General features: G+C 45.9%; 1 protein-coding gene. It reads left to right on the forward strand.

The window, feature by feature from the left end; all coding sequences use genetic code 11:
- Window positions 1-270: BRCT domain-containing protein (locus tag GHO25_RS25965; RefSeq protein ID WP_306108785.1), on the forward strand; the 270-nt coding region annotated here is incomplete at both ends.

Below are 270 nucleotides of genomic sequence, written 5' to 3' on the forward strand. Positions count from 1 at the left end.
GCTTGAAAATATGAAAACTTTCTTTGCTCAAACGCTGTCTAAGCTTCAAGATGAAACGATTTCAGACGGCATTAATGAGACTGTAGCAGGTAAAACCTTTGTATTAACAGGGACTTTACCCACGCTCAAACGCGACCAAGCCCAAGCCATGATTGAGGCTGCAGGCGGTAAAGTTTCCGGCAGCGTATCTAAAAAAACTGACTACGTTGTCGCCGGAGAAGCCGCAGGCAGTAAATTGGAAAAAGCCCAAACTTTGGGCGTGGCTGTATC

The organism is Pseudomonas sp. FSL R10-1350, assembly GCF_009600525.1.
GTDB lineage: Bacteria > Pseudomonadota > Gammaproteobacteria > Pseudomonadales > Pseudomonadaceae > Aquipseudomonas > Aquipseudomonas helleri.